Origin of the sequence: Pseudomonas versuta, from assembly GCF_001294575.1 — a bacterium.
In the GTDB taxonomy this organism is placed as follows: domain Bacteria; phylum Pseudomonadota; class Gammaproteobacteria; order Pseudomonadales; family Pseudomonadaceae; genus Aquipseudomonas; species Aquipseudomonas versuta.
In genome coordinates this window covers 4,474,823-4,490,127 of sequence record NZ_CP012676.1, presented here as the reverse complement: position 1 = coordinate 4,490,127, position 15,305 = coordinate 4,474,823, and the positions used below count along the sequence as shown (strand labels likewise).

Below are 15,305 nucleotides of genomic sequence, written 5' to 3'. Positions count from 1 at the left end.
TAACTGCGTCTTCAGCCTGTCGTACAGGTTGCGTTTAGTCGCATACTGCGTGGCTTGAATCCACCCGCAGTCTGGAATCCGGCATGAAACGTACACCTCATTTACTCGCCATCCAATCCCACGTGGTTTTCGGCCATGCAGGCAACAGCGCTGCTGTGTTTCCCATGCAGCGTGTCGGGGTGAACGTATGGCCTTTGAACACGGTGCAGTTCTCCAATCACACACAGTATGGTCAGTGGGCCGGGGAAGTGTTGGCTCCCGAACAAATTCCTGCGCTGGTCGACGGCATTGCCGCAATCGGTGAGTTGGGCAATTGCGATGCGGTCTTGTCCGGCTACCTGGGCAGTGCCGCGCAAGGGCGGGCGATTCTTAGTGGTGTGGCGCGCATAAAGGCGGTCAACCCCAATGCGCTGTACCTCTGCGATCCGGTAATGGGGCACCCTGAAAAAGGCTGCATCGTGCCTGAGGAAGTCAGTAATTTCCTGCTCGAAGAAGCTGCAGCGATGGCGGATTTTTTATGTCCGAATCAGTTGGAGCTGGACAGTTTTTGCGGTCGTCAGCCGCAATCACTGTTCGACTGCCTGGCGATGGCCCGCAGTCTGCTGGCGCGCGGCCCGAAAGCGGTGCTGGTCAAGCATTTGTCTTATCCCGGCAAACCGGCTGAGAGTTTCGAGATGCTGCTGGTGACTGCTGAGGGCAGTTGGCACTTGCGCCGTCCACTGTTGGCCTTCCCGCGTCAGCCTGTGGGGGTTGGCGACCTGACGTCCGGGTTGTTCCTGGCGCGAGTGTTGCTGGGTGACAGCCTGGTGGCTGCGTTTGAGTTCACGGCGGCGGCGGTGCACGAGGTGTTGCTCGAGACCCAGGCCTGTACAAGCTACGAGCTGCAGCTGATTCGGGCCCAGGACCGCATAGCCCATCCGCGCGTGCGGTTTGAGGCTGTACCGATCAGTCTGTAGGCACTTCATCGATCATCTGTGGCAGCTGGCAAGCCAGCTCCCACAGAGTGCTGTCACGGGTTACACCCCTTCGTGTTTCAACTCTCTATAGCGCTGTTCCAGTTCCTGGCGGATCTGGCGACGTTGCTTGCCCTGGATAAAGCGGCGTTTGTCTTCGCTGTTGACTGGCTGCAAAGGCGGTACGGCTGCCGGTTTGCGGTCGTCGTCCACAGCTACCATGGTGAAGAAACAGCTGTTGGTGTGGCGCACAGAACGCTCACGGATATTTTCGGTAACCACTTTAATCCCGACTTCCATCGAGGTGTTGCCGGTGTAGTTGACCGACGCGAGGAAGGTGACTAACTCGCCGACGTGAATGGGTTCACGAAAAATAACCTGATCCACCGACAAGGTGACTACATAGCGACCCGCATAGCGGCTGGCGCAGGCGTAAGCGACTTCATCGAGGTACTTGAGCAGGGTTCCGCCGTGGACATTGCCAGAAAAATTGGCCATATCCGGGGTCATCAGGACCGTCATCGACAGTTGGGCGTTTCCGGGTTCCATAGCAGCAGGCTCGCGGTAGTGTTGCAGCAGTGAAATGGGTATCTCTGCGGATACTTGTCGAATTGTGAAACAGTTAATAACGGGACGCTGCCGTTTTGGCTGCCGTCACGCTTATGTCTATCTGTTTCCATATATTGCACCGCCTTTCAGCTTGAAGTCGCGGTGTTAACCTGCAAAAGCCTGTCAATCGGGTAATTCCTACATTTAAAACGGACGACACTCACAGCGTAACTAGCTGTGTCTGTCGTCTTGTTGCTTGGTGAAAATTAAACAGGGAGCGTCAAGCCATGCATGCCATCAGTTTCATCCAGGATTTGGCAGTCATCATGCTGGTTGCAGGCGTGGTGACCATCCTTTTCCACCGTTTCAAGCAGCCGGTAGTGCTGGGTTACATCGTTGCGGGTTTTATTATCGGTCCGCACACCCCGCCGTTTGGCTTGATCCACGACGAGCAGACGATCAAGACCCTGGCTGAACTCGGGGTGATTTTTTTGATGTTCTGTCTGGGGCTGGAATTCAGCCTGCGCAAACTGTTCAAGGTCGGGGCTACGGCCTTCATTGCGGCGTTTATGGAAATAACGCTGATGATCTGGATCGGCTACGAAATTGGTCGCTGGTTCGACTGGAACACCATGGACTCGCTGTTTCTGGGCGCAATTCTGGCCATTTCCTCGACCACTATCATCGTTAAAGCCCTTAACGACCTGAAGATGAAAAACGAGCGCTTCGCGCAGCTGATTTTTGGCGTGCTGATTGTTGAGGATATTTTAGGCATCGGGATTATTGCGCTGCTGTCCAGCATTGCCGTCAGCGGCAGCGTCAGCCCTGAAGAAGTGTTCTCGACCGTCGGCAAACTGTCGTTATTCATGATCGTGGCGCTGGTGATCGGTATTTTGTTGGTGCCGCGTGTGCTGGCCTATGTCGCCAGGTTCGAAAGTAATGAGATGTTGCTGATCACCGTGCTGGGGCTGTGTTTTGGTTTTTGCCTGCTGGTGGTCAAGCTGGAATACAGCATGGTGCTCGGCGCCTTTTTGATTGGCGCAATCATGGCCGAATCTCGTCAGTTGCTAAAAATAGAGCGCTTGATTGAACCGGTACGTGATTTGTTCAGCGCTATTTTTTTCGTCGCCATCGGGCTGATGCTCGACCCCGCCATCCTTTTGGAATACGCACTGCCGATCGTGGTGATTACCATCGCTGTGGTGCTGGGCAAGATGCTTTCGTGTGGGCTGGGTGCGTTTATCGCAGGTAACGACGGACGTACCTCATTGCGGGTCGGGATGGGGCTTTCGCAAATTGGGGAGTTCTCTTTCATCATTGCGGCGCTGGGGATGACATTGCAGGTCACCAGCAGCTTCTTGTACCCCGTAGCGGTCGCTGTGTCGGTGCTCACCACACTGATGACGCCTTACCTTATTCGGGCAGCAGATCCGCTCTCGCACAAACTGGCACAGGTCATGCCCAATCGGCTGTCCCGGGTTTTCGGACTGTATGGCGAATGGCTGCGCAGTATTCAACCGCAGGGAGAGGGCGCGTTACTGGCGGCCATGATCCGGAAAATATTGCTCCAGGTGGGGGTGAACCTGGCATTGGTCATCGCTATTTTTTTTACAGGCGGATTTTTCGCGCCGCGAATCGGGCGTTATTTTCAGGGCTGGATTCTGGAGCCGAGCTGGCAAAAAGGCATGATCTGGGGCGCGGCTTTGTTGCTGTCACTGCCGTTTTTGATCGCGGCCTATCGCAAGCTTAAAGCGCTCTCGATGTTGTTGGCTGAGATGGGGGTCAAACCCGAAATGGCGGGGCGACATACGCAGCGCGTGCGTCGGGTGATTTCTGAAGTGATCCCGATTTTGTCGTTGCTGGTCATTTTTCTGCTGCTGTCAGCGCTGTCGGCGAGCATCCTGCCGACCAATGAACTGCTGATAGTGATTGCGGTGGTGGCTGCGGGCGTTGCGGCCGTATTGTGGCGCTGGTTTATCCGGATTCATACGCGCATGCAGGTGGCGCTACTGGAGACCCTGGACAATCACAAGGAGAGCGGCCACTAGATAATCCGGCTCTGCAGGAGTGAGCTTGTCTCGCGATGCTGGCGGAGCACTGAAAAACCGTGCACATGCCCTCGCGAGCAAGCTCGCTCCTGCCAAATAACCAGGGGGACAGGTATCAGCTTTCCAGCCAAACGTCCCGTGCCCAGTGCCAGACGGATTCCCAGGTCTCTTCGGTGACCAGTTCTTCTTCGCCGGACCACAGCACTACAGTGCCGTCTTCTTCCACGCAGTAGTAGTCGTCGCCATCCTGACAAATCGGGATCAGGCTGCGATCAACACCTGCATCCCAGGCGGTTGCTGCCACTTCAGGAAGGTAGGTATGGGACTGCGGATCAGTCACGGTGACCGGCTCCAGGCTGCCATACACCACGTCACTGACGGTCAGCAAAAACTCTCTGAACACAAACGGGATATCAATGAACAGTTGTTCCTCGATTTCCACCAGCTGGTCTTCATCTGGCAGTTCCAGCGGAACCGGGACCCGCTCATTTTTTTCACGTAGCTCTTCGATGATCTCTTCCACGACCTCAATCCTCATACTCTATGGCGCGGTTTATATGACGCGCTTTATACAGTAGCTCGTTATAAGTGCAATCGTGAAATGCAAAGCCCCGGACAAGTCCGGGGCTTTGGTTACAACCTGTGATGCCTGTGGGATCAGCCGTTCTGGCGGATACCGGCAACCAGCCAAGGCTGGTTATCGCCTTGCTGACGTTCCATGTTCCAGCTTTCGCTGAAGGCTTCGCCCTGATCAAAACGCGAAGTTTTCGACAGGCCGCTGAAGGTCAGGGTCGCGATGGTTTTGTCTGCACGATCATCCAGGCCGTCCAGTTGCACGGTCAGATTATCGATGTAAGTCGACTGGAAGCCATCACCCAGGTCCGCGCGTTCACGTTTGAGGAATTCGAGCATTTGCGGTGTTACGAACTCGGCAATCTTGTCCATTTCGTTGGCATCCCAATGCTGTTGCAGGGATTGGAAATGGTTGCGCGCAGCTTCAAGGAAGTTCTGTTCGTTGAACCAGGCCGGGGCGTTGATTACCGGGCGTGCTGCAGGTGCAGCCGAACCGCCACCGAAGATCGATGGAGCCGCAGGCTTGGCATCGAACGCTTCGCGTTGCATTGGCGCGTGGCCAGCCGGGGCCATCATGTCAGCCTGTTGCTTGCGGCGACGGGCGGCAATGAACCGGAAGATCAGGAAGGCGATGACCGCCATGATCAGGATGTCGAAGAACTGCATGCCCTGGAAGCCGCCGCCCATGAACATGGAGGCCAGCAGACCGCCTGCGGCGAGGCCTGCCAGAGGGCCGAGCCAGCGCGAAGCACCACCGGCTTTAGCAGCTGCGCCCGCAGCACCGGCAGCAGCAGGGGCTGCGGCTGGAGCGGCCTGGCGCGCTTGATGGCTAGGGGCCGAACCAAAGCTCTTGCCGCCACCGAAGCGCTTGGCGTTCGCGTCGAGACTCATCGTCAAACCGATGCACAGCGCCATGGCGATGCTAAGAAAACGTTTCATAAGGGGTTCCCATTTGTGGATAACACGCGCGCCATGTTGCACAGGTGAGGTGTGACTGGCTAGCGGTGAAGTGTTTCGGGCTTTTGCCTGTTTGGCTGTAAGGCTTGGATTTTATCAGTGCAGGAAAATGGCAAATATCTTGTGGGAGCTGGTAGCCAGATCCCACAAGAGCATAGGGTTAACCTTACCTTATTCCTGAATAGCTGTAGGACGTCTGTCAGACGGCTTCAAGTTTGGCGTAGCCCATCATCAGCCACTTGCTGCCCTCGGAGAAGTTCACCTGCACCCGCGCCTGTGCGCCTGCGCCCTCGAAGTTGAGGATGACGCCTTCACCGAACACCGCATGTTTGACCAGCTGGCCGAGTTTGAATTCTGTTTCCGGAATCTCCGAACCTCCAAACAGGCTGCTGGCGCTTTGCATTTGACCGCCGCCAAAAGGACGGCTGACGCTGTTGGATAACCGTACCTCTTGAATCAGCCCCTTCGGCACTTCACGAACGAAACGCGAAACCTTGTTGTAGGTCTCGGCGCCGTAGAGGCGTCGGGTTTCCGCGTAGGTCATTACCAGGTTATGCATGGCCCGGGTAATGCCCACGTAAGCCAGACGACGCTCCTCTTCAAGACGGCCCGGCTCTTCCAGGCTCATCTTGTGCGGGAACAGGCCTTCTTCCATGCCCACCAGGAAGACGTACGGGAACTCCAGACCTTTGGCACTGTGCAACGTCATCAGCTGAATGCCGTCTTCGTGCTCTTCGGCCTGGGTGTCGCCCGCTTCCAGCGATGCATGCCCCAGGAACGCGGCCAATGGCGACAGCTCCTCGTCTTCGTCATTGTTTTCGAAGTTGCGGGCTGCGCTTACCAGTTCCTCAAGGTTCTCTACCCGGGCCTGGCCTTTTTCGCCTTTTTCCGCCTGATGGTAGGCAATCAGCCCGCTTTGCTCGATGACGGTCTGGGTCATCAGATGCAGCGGCATCTCCATGACTTTTGTCGAAAGGCTTTCGATCAGCTCGATAAAACCGGCGATGGCGCCAGAAGCGCGTCCGGGCAGAGCTTTGTTGGCGATGAGCTGGCGCATGGCTTCCCACATCGACACATCGCTATGGCGTGCATGCTCGCGAATGGCCTCGACGGTTTTTTCGCCAATACCGCGAGCAGGAACGTTAATCACCCGCTCCAGGGCTGCATCATTGCCACGGCCTTCAAGCAGGCGCATGTAAGCCATCGCGTTTTTAATCTCGGCGCGTTCGAAAAATCGCTGGCCGCCATAAATACGGTATGGAATACGCTCGCGCAGTAAGGCTTCTTCAAGCACCCGCGATTGGGCGTTGGAGCGGTACAAAATGGCGATATCGCTGTGGGACAGGCCGGTTTTCAGAGCGCTTTCGATGGTTTCGACTACATAGCGTGCTTCGTCGTGCTCATTGAAGGCCGCGTACAAATTGATCGCTTCGCCTTCGCCGCCGTCGGTCCACAGCTCTTTGCCCATACGCCCGGTGTTGTTGGCAATCAGGGCGTTGGCCGCTTTGAGGATACCGGCACTGGAGCGATAGTTTTGTTCCAGACGAATGGTTTCAGCGTCGGGGAAGTCGGTTGAGTACTGATAGATGTTCTCAATCTTGGCGCCACGCCAGCCGTAAATAGACTGGTCGTCATCGCCCACTACCATCAGGCTGTCGCCGCCTTGGGCCAGCAGTCTGAGCCAGGCGTATTGAACGGCGTTGGTATCCTGGAATTCGTCCACCAGAATGTGTCGGAAACGCTTTTGGTAATGCGCCAGCAGCCCCGGGTTATCGCGCCACAGATCGAGGGCCCGCAACAGCAACTCGGAAAAGTCGATGACTCCCGCGCGCTGGCACGCGGCCTCATAGGCCTCGTAAATATTGCGCATGGTGGACAGGAACAAATCGCCGCTGGCCTGAATATGTTTAGGGCGCAGGCCTTCGTCCTTCTGGCCGTTGATAAACCATTGCGCCTGGCGCACCGGCCAACGTTGTTCATCAAGGCCCAGTTCACGAATCACGCGCTTGACCAAGCGTTGCTGGTCATCGCTGTCGAGAATCTGGAAGGTCTGGCTCAGCCCGGCCTCCTGCCAGTGAGCACGCAACAGGCGGTGAGCCAGGCCGTGGAAGGTGCCAACCCACATGCCGGCCGGGTTAATACCCATCAACTGTTCGATGCGGTGACGCATCTCGGCAGCGGCCTTGTTGGTGAACGTCACCGACAGTACGGAGTGAGGGGACGCGTTTTCGACCTGGATCAACCAGGCGATACGGTGCACCAGCACACGGGTTTTGCCGGAACCTGCGCCGGCCAGAACCAACTGACGCCCGACACTGGCCGTGACGGCCTGACGTTGGGCATCGTTGAGGGAATTTAACAAGAGAGAGAGATCATCGCGCATCGGGCCATTCTAGGGGGCGCAGACAAACCGGGCAAACCCCAATCCCGTTCAGTTTGACCGCCGGGCATTGCTTTGCCTGCGGTGTTGAAAAAGCCCCCCTTGAGTGAGCGCGCTGGACGGCTCAATTCGCGCCACTGTTTTCCTCTATTTGGTAGCTGACGTTGCTTGTGTATGCTCGGTCAACTTTTTGGCTCATCCACCACTTATAAGAATTTTGCCGATGATTCAGGGTTTTAGCTCGCTGGGTAGTTCTATCGGCATAGGCTCCGGTATTTTTCTGGCGCTGATGAGTGTGCTCGGCTGGAAAGTAAATCAGAGTCGACAGATGCGTCGTCGGCATCACCAGGGGTTGATTGAGGACCTGCAGCAAGCCAACGTCCTGAGTAAACAACTCAACATGGAGCTGGCTCGTGAAGTGGAACAGCGGCGCTTGGCGGCGACGGTATTTGAAGCGGCCGGTGAAGGCATCGTGATTCTCGACCCGGCTTACAAAATGCTGGCGGTCAACCAGGCCTTTAGCCGGATCAGCGGGTATGAGGTACAAGAACTGGTCGGGCGCAGGGTCGATGAGTTGGCCTGTAGCCGAGATGCACATCGTCATTTCCCCGTTATTCAGACTTCACTGAACCAGCATGACAGCTGGCAGGGGGAGCTGGTTGAAACCCGCAGAAACGGCGAACTTTACCCGCAGTGGCTGCAACTCAAAGTGGTGCGCGACCGGGCCGCAAGCGTCAGTCATATCGTGGCCTTTATCAGCGACCTTTCGGCACGGCGTATCTCTGAAATGCGGGTGCGCCACCTCACCCATTTTGATGAGCTCACCGGGCTGGCCAATCGCCTCTTGTTCAAGGAACGCCTTGAAGAAGCCAGTCAGCGGGTGCGTCAGGGTTCACGCAACCTGGCACTGCTGCACATCGACCTCGACCGCTTCAAGCTGCTCAATGACAGTCTGGGGCATGAACTGGCAGACCAGGTGCTGCAGCAAGTGGCCGAGCGCATCACCAAGGCCTTGCCCGAGGCCGACACGATTGCACGCCTGTCGGGCGATGAGTTTGCCGTCCTGTTCGATACCTATGCCAGCCTGACCAGTCTGGCACGGGTCGCCACCCGGTTATTGAGTAAACTCGGCCGGCCGCTGATGATTGATGGCCATGAACTGGTAATTAGCGCCTCAATGGGGATCAGCCTGCTGCCCGACAGCGCACGGGATATCGCGACCCTGGTCAACCAGGCTAGTCAGGCCATGGAGCAGGCGAAGCACGTGGGCGGCGGTACTTTTCAGTTTTTTAGTCACAGCCGCCAGCACAGCACCCTTGAGCGCTTGCAGCTTGAAAACCAGCTACGCAAAGCCATTGCCGAAGGCCAGCTCAATGTTTTCTATCAACCCAAGCTGTGCCTGCGCACGGGGCGCCTGCATGCAGCCGAAGCCCTGGTGCGCTGGGATCATCCGCAGCTGGGCAGTGTGCCGCCCAGCGATTTTATCGCGCTGGCCGAAGAAACCGGCCTGATTGGTGCCATCGGCGAGTTTGTATTGCGTGAAGCCTGTCGTCAGGCCTGCGAGTGGCAGCATGCCGGGCTGGCGCCGATCCGTGTTTCGGTCAACCTGTCGGGCCATCAGTTGCGTCAGGGCAAGTTGGTCAGTCTGGTGCGCCAGGTGCTCGAAGAAACCGGGCTGGCGCCGCATTGCCTGGAGCTTGAATTAACTGAAAGCCAGTTGCTCGACAATGTTGAGCACGTCATCACGACCTTCCAGCAGCTACACGAATTGGGGGTGAAGCTGGCGATTGATGACTTCGGCACCGGCTATTCATCGCTCAGTTATCTCAAGCGGTTTGCGGTGGATTACGTGAAGATCGATCAAGTTTTTATTCGCGGTGTAGGGCGTTGCAGCGAAGACGAAGCCATTACCGTCGCGATTATTGCAATGGCCCACAGTCTGGACCTCAAGGTGGTCGCTGAAGGTGTTGAAGACGAGGTGCAGCTTGCGTTTCTCAAGAGCCGGCAATGTGACGAGGTTCAGGGTTACTTGATCAGCCGTCCGGTACACGCCACGGCATTAGGCGATTTACTGCGTAGCGGTGTAGTCATTTTGTAGTGCGCAAAAGAGCTACATGGCGGCAAGTGCTGGAGCAGGGCGATGTATTGGTTGGGCAGAAAGCGAATTCTTGTAGTATAACTACAAGATTGCTACATCCCCGGCGTCCGCCGCTTACAGACCGAGTCCTGCCCTTTGAACCTGCTGCAACATATCGCCCAGTCACGCCACCTGTTACGTAAATCGGAACTCAAGGTCGCCGATCACGTGCTGCTTGATCCTGCGGCTGTAATGCACAGTTCCATGGCTGACCTGGCTCACAGCGTCGGCATCAGCGAGCCTACGATCGTGCGTTTTTGCCGCGCAATTGGCTGTTCCGGGTTTCAGGATCTGAAGCTCAAGCTGGCGCAAAGCCTGGCCGCCGGTGCCAGTTTTGGTCAGTTTGCGATTCATGAAGACGACTCGGTTGCTGATTACAGCCTGAAAATTTTCGACACCACGCTGCACACCCTGATGGACGTGCGCGAAAAGCTCGACCCGGTGGCGCTGCAGCGAGCCGTGACGGCGATGTCGCAAGCGCAGCGGGTTGAGTTCTATGGTTTTGGTGCGTCCGGCGCTGTAGCGGCAGATGCCCAGCACAAGTTTTTCCGTCTGCTGCTGACCGCTGCCGCCTACTCTGACCCGCACATGCAGGCGATGTCGGCCGCAACCCTGAAGCCCACAGACGTGGCGATTTGCATTTCTCAGTCCGGCCGCTCCAAAGACCTGCTGATCACTGCCAATCTGGTGCGTGAAAGTGGTGCAAGCCTGATCACTTTGTGTCCAAGCCAAACGCCCCTGGCGGAGCTTTCGACCATCAACCTGGCGATCGACGTTCACGAAGACACCGAAATCTATACCCCGCTGACGTCGCGTATTGCTCACCTGGTGGTGATTGACGTGCTGGCGATGGGGGTTGCCATGGCCCGTGGCCCGAGTCTGGTCAACCACCTTAAAAGCGTAAAACGCAGCCTTCGCAGTTTGCGTCTGTCGCCCAAATCGTTGAAAAGTAACGACGACTAAGCGTCGAACAATCTTTGTAGGAGCGAGCTTGCCTCGCGATCTTTTGAGCTTTCAAGATCGTGAGGCAAGCTCGCTCCTGCAGGTCTATTTTCAGCTTTCATCCCCCTGTCATCGCGCTTTCGCCAAGTCGTCATAAACAAAGTCCATCGTGAAGCTCCCGTACACGCCTTGGGAGACTCGAAATGGCTCAGCCTTACGAAGAACGCAACAGCGCCGTCAAAACCCGCCGTCAGCAAGAAGACCAGCGTCGCATGGCCTTCCGTCGTGCGATCGAAGACCTGACCAATCAACGCCAGCTGAGTATGGAAACCGCCGATTACCCCGACCTTAATGCGCTCAATTATTGGCAGGCGTCTGCGGCAATTGACCGTCGAAACGCTCAACCAGCGCGCTGATTTGCAGGCGCTCACTGCGGATAAAGCTCAAAAATGCATGGGCTACCGGTGACAGGCGTTTGGCTTTGGCCTGCACCACGCACCAACTGCGATACAACGGCAACTCTTCGACCGGCAGCTCGCACAGCAGGCCGGTCGCCAGCTCCAGGCTGACGGCGTGGCGGGTCAATAGCGCCACGCCCAACCCGGCCACTGCGCATTCACGCTGGGATTCGTTCGATGCCACTTCCAGCGTCTGATTGAAGTGAACGCGCTTTTCCTTGAAATATTCTTCACAGGCCATGCGCGTACCAGACCCCTGCTCGCGCATCAGCAGCGTGTAGGGCTCCAGATCCTGCAAGCGTAACGGGCCTAGAGCACACAGCGGATGGCCCGCCGGGACCACGGCAACAATCGGGTTATTCAAAAACGGCAGAAACTCCAGGCCCATGTCTTGCGGCACCATCGACATAATGACCAAATCGTCGCGGTTGTCCGACAGCCTGCGCACCGCCTGCGCGCGATTGACTACCGTGAGCTGCAAATTGACTTCCGGGTGCTGGCGCTTGAATGCGGCAAACAAGTGCGGGACGAAATATTTGGCACTCGATTCGACCGCCAGTTTCAGTTGCCCTTGCAGTGACCCCAGCATGTCGGAGAGCTGCATATCGAGGTTTTCGAGGCGCCCGAAAATATCCCGACTGGCCAACTGAAGCGCTTCAGCCGCTTCGGTCATGTACAGCTTTTTACCGACGTAATCGAATAATGGCTGCCCGACAAGCTCTTCAAGCTGGCGAATTTGCAGGCTGACAGCAGGCTGGGTAAGAGACATTTCTTCCGCAGCGCGGCTGTAAGAGCGTAAATCGCAGACTTCGTTAAATACCTGAAGTTGTCGAAAAGTTATACGCATCAATGACTTACGCATTTTTTATGAGTTATCCAGAGCGGCAAGTGATCTGACTATAAGTCTTTGCTTATGCATGACCCAAGAAATATTGATTTTTGTTTATCTCTGCGTGGGTCTAGTGTGGCCCTACAACGGTTCAGACACATTTGGACACGTGCCGACCTGGTCTAGCAGGTCGTTTGTTCCATAGGCTTTAGGAAAACTCCAAGTGATAAAAAAGATCCTGATCGCCAATCGCGGAGAAATCGCCGTCCGCATCGTGCGTGCCTGTGCCGAAATGGGTATTCGCTCTGTAGCGGTCTATTCCGAAGCTGACCGGCATGCCTTGCACGTCAAGCGCGCCGATGAAGCGCACAGCATTGGCGAAGACCCTCTGGCCGGCTATCTCAACCCGCGCAAGCTGGTGAACCTGGCCGTGGAAACCGGTTGCGATGCCTTGCATCCCGGTTACGGTTTTCTGTCAGAAAACGCCGAGCTGGCTGATATTTGCGCCGAGCGCGGAATCAAGTTTATCGGTCCGTCCGCCGAAGTCATTCGCCGCATGGGCGACAAGACCGAAGCGCGCCGTAGCATGATCAAGGCCGGCGTACCGGTCACCCCGGGCACTGAAGGCAACGTTGCCGATATCCACGAAGCATTGGTCGAAGGCGAGCGCATCGGTTACCCGGTGATGCTTAAAGCTACGTCCGGCGGTGGCGGTCGCGGGATTCGTCGCTGCAACAGCCGCGAAGAGCTAGAACAGGCTTTCCCCCGGGTTATCTCCGAAGCCACCAAGGCCTTTGGCTCGGCTGAAGTGTTCCTCGAAAAATGCATCGTTAACCCCAAGCACATCGAGGCGCAGATTCTTGGCGACAGTTTCGGCAACGTGGTGCATCTGTTCGAGCGCGACTGCTCGATCCAGCGCCGCAACCAGAAGCTGATCGAAATCGCCCCAAGTCCTCAACTGACCCCGGAACAGCGTGCCTACATCGGCGACCTGTCCGTGCGCGCGGCCAAGGCGGTGGGTTACGAGAACGCCGGTACCGTGGAGTTCCTGCTCGCTGAGGGCGAGGTGTACTTCATGGAAATGAACACCCGGGTGCAGGTGGAACACACCATCACCGAAGAAATCACCGGCATCGACATTGTTCGCGAACAAATTCGCATCGCCTCCGGCCTGGCACTGTCGATCAAGCAGGAAGACATTCAGCACCGCGGCTTTGCCCTGCAGTTCCGGATCAATGCCGAAGACCCGAAAAACAACTTCCTGCCCAGCTTCGGCAAGATCACCCGTTACTACGCACCCGGCGGGCCTGGCGTACGTACTGACACGGCGATTTATACCGGATACACCATTCCACCGTATTACGACTCCATGTGTCTGAAACTGGTGGTATGGGCGCTGACCTGGGAAGAAGCGATGGACCGTGGTTTGCGCGCCCTCGACGACATGCGTCTGCAAGGGGTCAAAACCACCGCTGCGTACTACCAGGAAATCCTGCGTAACCCGGAATTCCGTAGTGGCCAGTTCAACACCAGCTTCGTAGAAAGCCATCCTGAACTGACCAACTACTCGATCAAGCGCAAACCCGAAGAGCTGGCCCTGGCCATCGCCGCCGCCATTGCCGCCCACGCAGGCCTGTGAGGAATATTTTCATGTCCAATAAGATCTTTGTAACCGACACCATCCTGCGTGATGCCCACCAGTCGCTGCTGGCCACCCGCATGCGCACTGAAGACATGCTGCCGATTTGCGACAAGCTCGACAAAGTCGGCTACTGGTCACTGGAAGTCTGGGGCGGCGCTACCTTTGATGCCTGCGTACGCTTCCTTAAAGAAGACCCGTGGGAGCGTCTGCGCCAGCTGCGCGCAGCCTTGCCCAACACTCGTCTGCAAATGCTGTTGCGGGGCCAGAACCTGCTGGGCTACCGCCACTACAGCGACGATGTGGTCAAAGCCTTTGTCGCTAAAGCGGCCGTTAATGGCATCGACGTATTCCGCATCTTTGATGCCATGAACGACGTGCGTAACCTGCGTGTGGCCATCGAGGCGGTCAAGGCGGCCGGCAAGCATGCCCAGGGCACCATCGCCTATACCACCAGCCCTGTGCATACCACTGAAGCGTTTTTGGCCCAGGCCAAGCAGATGGAAGCCATGGGTTGCGACTCGGTGGCGATCAAGGACATGGCCGGCCTGCTGACGCCATACGCCACGGGCGAGCTGGTCAAGGCACTGAAGGCTGAAATTGGCCTGCCGATCTTTATCCACTCCCACGACACCGCGGGTCTGGCCGCCATGTGCCAGCTCAAGGCCATCGAAAACGGTGCCAGCCACATCGACACCGCGATCTCCAGCTTCGCATGGGGCACCAGCCATCCGGGTACCGAGTCGATGGTTGCCGCCCTTAAAGGCAGCGAATACGACACCGGCCTCGACCTGGCACTGCTGCAGGAAATCGGTCTGTACTTCTACGCCGTCCGTAAGAAGTACCACCAGTTTGAAAGCGAATTCACCGCGGTCGACACTCGCGTTCAAGTCAATCAGGTGCCGGGCGGGATGATCTCCAACCTTGCCAACCAGCTCAAAGAGCAGGGCGCCCTGAATCGCATGAGCGAAGTGCTGGCCGAAATCCCGCGTGTTCGTGAAGACCTGGGCTTTCCGCCGCTGGTTACCCCGACCTCGCAAATCGTCGGCACCCAGGCGTTCTTCAACGTACTGGCCGGCGAGCGCTACAAAACCATCACCAACGAAGTGAAGCTCTACCTGCAGGGCGGCTACGGCAAGGCGCCGGGCGTGGTCAACGAGCAACTGCGTCGTCAGGCCATCGGTAACGAAGAGTTGATCGACGTGCGTCCTGCGGATCTGCTCAAGCCGGAAATGGTCAAGTTGCGTGGCGAAATTGGTGCGCTGGCCCAGTCCGAAGAAGACGTACTGACCTATGCGATGTTCCCGGATATCGGTCGCAAGTTCCTTGAAGAACGTGCAGCCGGCACCCTGGCTCCGGAAGTGCTGCTGCCGATCCCTGAGGCGGGTGGCGTGAGCAGTGCCGGCGGTGAAGGTGTACCTACCGAGTTCGTGATCGACGTGCACGGTGAGAGCTACCGCGTCGACATCACCGGTGTGGGCGTCAAGGCTGAGGGCAAGCGCCACTTCTACCTGTCCATCGACGGCATGCCAGAAGAAGTGGTGTTCGAGCCGCTCAACCAGTTCGTCGGCAGTGCCTCCAGCAAGCGCAAGCAGGCCAGCGAGCCGGGGCACGTCAGCACTGCCATGCCGGGCAACATTGTCGATGTTCTGGTCAAGGTGGGCGACACCGTTAAGGCTGGCCAATCGGTACTGATTACCGAAGCGATGAAAATGGAGACCGAAGTACAGGCCGCCATCGCCGGCAAGATCCTCCTCATTCATGTGATCAAAGGCGATCGCGTTAACCCGGGCGAAATCCTGATCGAAATCGAAGCCTGATACTGCCTTTGATCCAAACG

Annotated in this window: 12 protein-coding genes; 7 read left to right on the top strand and 5 right to left on the bottom strand. The window is 57.0% G+C overall.

Features of this window, described 5'->3' with window-relative positions; genetic code table 11:
* Positions 1-83 precede the first annotated feature (83 nt).
* Positions 84-956 (top strand): pyridoxal kinase PdxY, encoded by an 873-nt coding sequence (pdxY, locus tag AOC04_RS20060; protein ID WP_060696320.1) that lies wholly within the window; start codon positions 84-86, stop codon positions 954-956.
* A 60-nt stretch (positions 957-1,016) separates the two neighbouring features.
* Here pdxY and AOC04_RS20055 read toward each other — a convergent pair whose 3' ends face one another.
* A complete protein-coding gene (locus tag AOC04_RS20055; RefSeq protein ID WP_060696319.1) occupies positions 1,017-1,502 on the bottom strand; it encodes an acyl-CoA thioesterase in 486 nt (161 codons plus the stop codon).
* 287 nt (positions 1,503-1,789) lie between these two features.
* Between AOC04_RS20055 and AOC04_RS20050 the strand changes: the two genes are divergently transcribed.
* On the top strand, positions 1,790-3,550 hold the full coding sequence (locus AOC04_RS20050) for a cation:proton antiporter (protein ID WP_060696318.1): 1,761 nt from the start codon (positions 1,790-1,792) through the stop codon (positions 3,548-3,550).
* Between the two features lie 115 nt (positions 3,551-3,665).
* On the opposite strand, the gene AOC04_RS20045 is transcribed toward AOC04_RS20050, so the two are convergent.
* The 3 genes from AOC04_RS20045 to uvrD form a co-directional block, all read right to left on the bottom strand.
* On the bottom strand, positions 3,666-4,073 hold the full coding sequence (locus AOC04_RS20045) for an SMI1/KNR4 family protein (RefSeq protein WP_060696317.1): 408 nt from the start codon (positions 4,071-4,073) through the stop codon (positions 3,666-3,668).
* A 134-nt stretch (positions 4,074-4,207) separates the two neighbouring features.
* On the bottom strand, positions 4,208-5,062 hold the full coding sequence (locus AOC04_RS20040; protein WP_060696316.1) for a Tim44 domain-containing protein: 855 nt from the start codon (positions 5,060-5,062) through the stop codon (positions 4,208-4,210).
* 217 nt (positions 5,063-5,279) lie between these two features.
* Positions 5,280-7,463: a DNA helicase II gene (gene uvrD, locus AOC04_RS20035; protein WP_060696315.1), complete on the bottom strand. Its 2,184-nt coding sequence runs from the start codon at positions 7,461-7,463 to the stop codon at positions 5,280-5,282.
* A gap of 220 nt (positions 7,464-7,683) precedes the next feature.
* Between uvrD and AOC04_RS20030 the strand changes: the two genes are divergently transcribed.
* The 3 genes from AOC04_RS20030 (at position 7,684) to AOC04_RS23650 (ending at position 10,955) form a co-directional block, all read left to right on the top strand.
* Complete coding sequence (locus AOC04_RS20030) at positions 7,684-9,558, top strand: putative bifunctional diguanylate cyclase/phosphodiesterase (RefSeq protein ID WP_073514888.1); 1,875 nt, start codon at positions 7,684-7,686, stop codon at positions 9,556-9,558.
* 135 nt (positions 9,559-9,693) lie between these two features.
* A complete protein-coding gene (gene hexR, locus AOC04_RS20025; protein ID WP_060696314.1) occupies positions 9,694-10,560 on the top strand; it encodes a transcriptional regulator HexR in 867 nt (288 codons plus the stop codon).
* A gap of 182 nt (positions 10,561-10,742) precedes the next feature.
* Positions 10,743-10,955 (top strand): PA3496 family putative envelope integrity protein, encoded by a 213-nt coding sequence (locus AOC04_RS23650; RefSeq protein ID WP_073509878.1) that lies wholly within the window; start codon positions 10,743-10,745, stop codon positions 10,953-10,955.
* On the opposite strand, the gene AOC04_RS20020 is transcribed toward AOC04_RS23650, so the two are convergent.
* A complete protein-coding gene (locus AOC04_RS20020; RefSeq protein WP_060696313.1) occupies positions 10,897-11,859 on the bottom strand; it encodes a LysR family transcriptional regulator in 963 nt (320 codons plus the stop codon). The genes AOC04_RS23650 and AOC04_RS20020 overlap by 59 nt on opposite strands.
* A gap of 190 nt (positions 11,860-12,049) precedes the next feature.
* Between AOC04_RS20020 and AOC04_RS20015 the strand changes: the two genes are divergently transcribed.
* Entirely contained in the window at positions 12,050-13,465 is a 1,416-nt protein-coding gene (locus AOC04_RS20015; RefSeq protein WP_060696312.1) for an acetyl-CoA carboxylase biotin carboxylase subunit, read from the top strand.
* Between the two features lie 11 nt (positions 13,466-13,476).
* The gene (gene oadA, locus AOC04_RS20010; protein ID WP_060696311.1) at positions 13,477-15,285 is read left to right on the top strand and encodes a sodium-extruding oxaloacetate decarboxylase subunit alpha; all 1,809 of its coding nucleotides are present in this window, start codon (positions 13,477-13,479) and stop codon (positions 15,283-15,285) included.
* The last annotated feature ends 20 nt before the right edge of the window (positions 15,286-15,305 follow it).

Coding starts and splice junctions, on each gene's coding strand:
- pdxY (WP_060696320.1), top strand. CDS start 84: ATGAAACGTACACCTCATTTACTCGCCATCCAATCCCACGTGGTTTTC.
- AOC04_RS20055 (WP_060696319.1), bottom strand. CDS start 1,502: ATGGAACCCGGAAACGCCCAACTGTCGATGACGGTCCTGATGACCCCG.
- AOC04_RS20050 (WP_060696318.1), top strand. CDS start 1,790: ATGCATGCCATCAGTTTCATCCAGGATTTGGCAGTCATCATGCTGGTT.
- AOC04_RS20040 (WP_060696316.1), bottom strand. CDS start 5,062: ATGAAACGTTTTCTTAGCATCGCCATGGCGCTGTGCATCGGTTTGACG.
- uvrD (WP_060696315.1), bottom strand. CDS start 7,463: ATGCGCGATGATCTCTCTCTCTTGTTAAATTCCCTCAACGATGCCCAA.
- AOC04_RS20030 (WP_073514888.1), top strand. CDS start 7,684: ATGATTCAGGGTTTTAGCTCGCTGGGTAGTTCTATCGGCATAGGCTCC.
- AOC04_RS23650 (WP_073509878.1), top strand. CDS start 10,743: ATGGCTCAGCCTTACGAAGAACGCAACAGCGCCGTCAAAACCCGCCGT.
- AOC04_RS20020 (WP_060696313.1), bottom strand. CDS start 11,859: ATGCGTAAGTCATTGATGCGTATAACTTTTCGACAACTTCAGGTATTT.
- oadA (WP_060696311.1), top strand. CDS start 13,477: ATGTCCAATAAGATCTTTGTAACCGACACCATCCTGCGTGATGCCCAC.